Consider the following 4419-nt stretch of genomic DNA (forward strand, 5'->3'; position numbering starts at 1 on the left):
CGAGGCCCTGCGCGGCGCCACCGCGCACCGCCTCGCCCCCGCCCTGGGCGTCCCGCTCCAGGCCGGCGCACCCGACCCCGACGCGCTCTGCGTCGCCCTGGCCGACCGGCTGTCCGAACGGCCCGCCGGGGACGTCCGGGCCCTGCTGTACGGCCCGCCCCCGACCGACGACGCCGCACTGCTGCGGCTCGCCGACGACCTCGACGCCCTCGAAAGGCAGGTACGGAACCCGTGACCGACCAGGCAACCGCCCAGCTCCGCCCCGTCCCCGGCACGGCGCCCGCCACCCCCGCCACCGACCCGCGCGCCGCGCTGACCGCCCTGCGCGCCGAGATCGGCAAGGCCGTGGTCGGCCAGGACGCGGCCGTCACCGGCCTGGTCGTCGCCCTGCTCTGCGGCGGCCACGTGCTGCTGGAGGGCGTCCCCGGTGTCGCCAAGACCCTGCTGGTGCGCACCCTGTCCACCGCGCTCAGCCTGGGCACCAAGCGCATCCAGTTCACCCCCGACCTGATGCCCGGCGACGTCACCGGCTCGCTCGTCTACGACGCCCGCACCGCCGAGTTCTCCTTCCAGCCCGGCCCGGTCTTCACCAACCTGCTGCTCGCCGACGAGATCAACCGCACCCCGCCGAAGACCCAGGCCGCCCTGCTGGAGGCCATGGAGGAGCACCAGGTCACGGTGGACGGCGAGGCGCGCCCGCTGCCCGTCCCGTTCCTGGTCGCCGCGACCCAGAACCCGGTCGAGTACGAGGGCACCTACCCGCTGCCCGAGGCCCAGCTGGACCGCTTCCTGCTCAAGCTGGTCCTGCCGCTGCCCGACCGCGACCAGGAGTTCCAGGTGCTCTCCCGGCACGCCGCCGGCTTCGACCCGCGCGACCTCGGCGCGGCCGGCGTCCGCCCGGTCGCCGGCCCCGAGCACGTCGCCGCCGCCCGCGAGCAGATCGCCAAGCTGACCGTCTCCCCCGAGGTCCTCGCCTACATCGTCGACCTCTGCCGGGCCACCCGGCAGTCCCCGTCGCTGTCCATCGGCGTCTCCCCGCGCGGCGCCACCGCCCTGCTCGCCGCCTCCCGCGCCTGGGCCTGGCTGGCCGGCCGCGACTACGTCACCCCGGACGACGTCAAGGCGCTCGCCCTGCCCACCCTGCGGCACCGGGTCGCGCTGCGCGCCGAGGCCGAGATGGAGGGCGTCACCGCCGACTCCGTCATCCAGGCCGTCCTCACCCAGACGCCCGCACCCCGCTGACCCCACCCCGCTGACCCCACCCCGCCGTACCGCCCCCGTTCCGGCCGCCGGCCCACGGGTTCCGACGCACGGGCTTCCGAAGGAGCGCACCGCATGGCCCTCACCGGGCGAACCGCCCTGCTCGCCGCACTCGGCGCGCTCGTCGTGGGCCTGCTGCTGCCGTCCTGGACCGGGATCGGCCTGGTCACCGGCGCGGTGCTGGTCGCCGTCGCGGTCGACCTGGTGCTCGCCGCCCCGGTCCGCGGCCTGCGGTTCGGGCGGGCCGGCGACACCACCGTCCGGCTCGGCGAGCCCGCCACCGTCGAACTGACCGTCACCAACCCGTCCGGCCGGCCGCTCCGCGGCCTGGTCCGCGACGCCTGGGCCCCCTCCGCCTGGCGCCCCGGCACCGCCGAGGCCGCCTCCCGGCACACCCTGGCCCTCCCCGGCGGCGAACGGCGCCGGATCACCACCCTGCTCACCCCCACCCGCCGCGGCGACCACCACGCCCACCGGGTGACGGTCCGCTCGCTCGGCCCGCTCGGCCTGGCCGCCCGCCAGGGCTCGCACCTCGTCCCCTGGACGGTCCGCGCGCTGCCCCCGTTCGCCAGCCGCAAGCACCTGCCCTCCCGGCTCGCCCGGCTGCGCGAACTCGACGGCCGCACCTCCGTCCTGACCCGCGGCCAGGGCACCGAGTTCGACTCCCTGCGCGAGTACCTGCCCGGCGACGACGTCCGCTCCATCGACTGGCGCGCCAGCGCCCGCCGCAACACCGTCGCCGTCCGCACCTGGCGCCCCGAACGCGACCGGCACATCCTCGTCGTCCTCGACACCGGCCGCACCTCGGCCGGCCGGGTCGGCGACGCGCCCCGCCTGGACGCCGCCCTCGACGCCGCACTGCTGCTCACCGCCCTCGCCACCCGGGCCGGCGACCGGGTCGACCTGCTCGCCCACGACTCCCGCAAGCGCGTCGCGGTGGCCGGCAGCTCGGCCCACGAGGTGCTGCCCGCCTTCACCAACGCGATGGCCGGGCTGGAACCCGCGCTGCACGAGACCGACATGCGCTCACTGGTCGCCACCGCGCTCAAGATGGCGCCGCAGCGCTCGCTGATCGTGCTGCTCACCGGCCTCGACGCGGCCCCGGTCGAGGACGGCCTGCGTCCGCTGCTGCCGATGCTCACCAAGCGCCACGAGGTCGTCCTCGCCTCGGTCGCCGACCCGCAGCTGGACGCCCTCGCCGCCGGGCGGGGCACCCTGGAGGCCGTCTACGGCGCGGCGGCCGCCGAACAGACCCGGGCCGACCGCCGGGCCACCGCCGAGCACCTCACCCGCCACGGCGTCACCGTCCTGGACGCCCCGCCGACCCGGATCGCCCCGGCCCTCGCCGACACCTACCTGGCGCTGAAGGCCGCCGGCCGGCTCTGAGCCCCGCTCCCCCGGCCGGACTCAGTCCGTCCGACGACCCTTCAGAAGGGTGTTGAGCCGGGCCGCCTGACGGGTCAGATGGTCGCGCTCGGCGAGGTCGGGCGCCCGGTGCGCCGCCTCCGCGTACAACCGGGCCGCCGCCACCAGGTCCCCGTCGCGCTCGTGGAGGTACGCCGCCACCGCCGCGTACCTGGGCAGCGCGTCGTCCAGCTCCGCGAGCGCCGCCAGCCCCGCGCGCGGACCGTCGGCCTCGCCGACCGCCACCGCGCGGTTGAGCCGCACCACCGGGCTGGCGGTCAACCGGACGAGCTCGTCGTACCACTCGACGATCTGCACCCAGTCCGTCTCCCCCGCGGTGGGCGCGTCGGCGTGCAGCGCCGCGATGGCCGCCTGGGCCTGGAACTCGCCCAGCCGGTCCCGGGCCAGGACCCCCTGGAGGATCCCGATGCCCTCGGCGATCAGCCCGGTGTCCCACCGGCCGCGGTCCTGCTCGGCCAGCGGCACCAGCGCGCCGTCGGGCGCGGTCCTGCCCGCCCGCCGGGCGTGGTGCAGCAGCATCAGGGCCAGCAGCCCGGCCACTTCTGGGTGGTCGATCACCGCGGCGAGCTGCCGGGTGAGCCGGATCGCCTCGGCCGCGAGGTCGAGATCGCCGGAGTAGCCCTCGTTGAAGACCAGGTAGAGGACCCGGAGCACGGTCGCGACATCCCCCGGCTGATCGAACCTGACGGCCGAGACGGTGCGCTTGGCCCGGCTGATCCGCTGCGCCATGGTCGCCTCGGGCACCAGATAGGCCCGGGCGATCTGGCGGGTGGTCAGCCCGCCCACCGCCCGCAGCGTCAGCGCCACCGCCGACGAGGGCGTCAACGACGGGTGGGCGCACAGGAAGTAGAGCTGGAGCGTGTCGTCCACGGCGGTCGCGGGCCCCGGCTCCGGCTCCTGGTCGACCAGGTCCTCCCGGCGCCGGCGGGCGGCCTCCGACCGGGTCGCGTCCAGGAACTTGCGCCAGGCCACGGTGACCAGCCAGCCCTTGGGATCGCGCGGCCGCTCGGCCGGCCAGAGCCGGACCGCCTCGACCAGCGCCTCCTGCACCGCGTCCTCGGCCGCCGCGAAGTCAGCTCCGCGGCGGACGAGGACTCCGATGACGCTCGGCGTGAGACTCCTCAGCAGGGCCTCGTCCATCGGGGACGTCACTCCGTGATGGTCGCCGGCATCGCCAGGAACGGACGCAGCTCCAGCCACTCGTGGATCGGCTCGCCCCCGGCCCCGGGGGCGGCCGACAGCTCCCCGGCCAGCTCGACGGCCCGCTCGTAGCTGTCGACGTCGATCACCATCCAGCCGGCGATCAGGTCCTTGGTCTCGGCGAACGGACCGTCGGTGACCGGCGGGCGCCCCTCGCCGTCGTACCGGACCCACGTCCCCTCAGGTGCGAGCGCCTGGCCGTCGACGAACTCGCCGGTCTTCTCCAGCCGGTCCGCGAACTCCTGCATGTACCGGATGTGCGCCGTGACCTCCTCCGGCGTCCACTGGTCCATCGGCACGCAGTTGACCGCGCTCGGGGCACCCCGGTAGTGCTTCAGCAACAGGTACTTGGCCATCGTCTTCTCCTCGGATCCTCGGAGCTGGTGCGACCCATTGTGGCCGCGTCCACTCCGGGGACGGTGCCGGGCACGGGTTCTCGACACGGCCGGCCAAGATTCTTTCCGGCCCGCCCCGCAACCGGCCCACAACGCGAAGAGTCCCTGAAAACGCGAAGAACCCCCATCCGGGACCCGG

At 75.7% G+C, this 4419-nt stretch carries 4 protein-coding genes and 1 pseudogene; 3 read left to right on the plus strand and 2 right to left on the minus strand.

Going from position 1 to position 4419, the window contains the following annotated elements; all coding sequences use genetic code 11:
* The 3 genes and pseudogenes from AE652_RS36080 to AE652_RS36090 form a co-directional block, all read left to right on the plus strand.
* A pseudogene (locus AE652_RS36080) lies at positions 1 to 235 on the plus strand (DUF4350 domain-containing protein); the annotation flags it as partial.
* Positions 232 to 1242, plus strand: a complete 1011-nt coding sequence (locus AE652_RS36085) for a MoxR family ATPase (protein WP_049659237.1) — start codon at positions 232 to 234, stop codon at positions 1240 to 1242. The pseudogene AE652_RS36080 and the gene AE652_RS36085, both read left to right, overlap by 4 nt.
* Positions 1243 to 1335: 93 nt before the next feature.
* Positions 1336 to 2646, plus strand: a complete 1311-nt coding sequence (locus AE652_RS36090; RefSeq protein WP_049659238.1) for a DUF58 domain-containing protein — start codon at positions 1336 to 1338, stop codon at positions 2644 to 2646.
* A 21-nt stretch (positions 2647 to 2667) separates the two neighbouring features.
* On the opposite strand, the gene AE652_RS36095 is transcribed toward AE652_RS36090, so the two are convergent.
* Together AE652_RS36095 and AE652_RS36100 are read right to left on the minus strand one after the other, a co-directional pair.
* On the minus strand, positions 2668 to 3825 hold the full coding sequence (locus AE652_RS36095) for an RNA polymerase sigma factor (protein ID WP_049659239.1): 1158 nt from the start codon (positions 3823 to 3825) through the stop codon (positions 2668 to 2670).
* An 8-nt stretch (positions 3826 to 3833) separates the two neighbouring features.
* Entirely contained in the window at positions 3834 to 4241 is a 408-nt protein-coding gene (locus AE652_RS36100; protein ID WP_049659240.1) for a YciI family protein, read from the minus strand.
* Positions 4242 to 4419: the final 178 nt, after the last annotated feature.

The sequence above is a fragment of the Kitasatospora sp. MY 5-36 genome (genome assembly GCF_001182915.1).
In the GTDB taxonomy this organism is placed as follows: domain Bacteria; phylum Actinomycetota; class Actinomycetes; order Streptomycetales; family Streptomycetaceae; genus Kitasatospora.

Coding starts and splice junctions, on each gene's coding strand:
- AE652_RS36100 (WP_049659240.1), bottom strand. CDS start 4,241: ATGGCCAAGTACCTGTTGCTGAAGCACTACCGGGGTGCCCCGAGCGCG.
- AE652_RS36095 (WP_049659239.1), bottom strand. CDS start 3,825: ATGGACGAGGCCCTGCTGAGGAGTCTCACGCCGAGCGTCATCGGAGTC.
- AE652_RS36090 (WP_049659238.1), top strand. CDS start 1,336: ATGGCCCTCACCGGGCGAACCGCCCTGCTCGCCGCACTCGGCGCGCTC.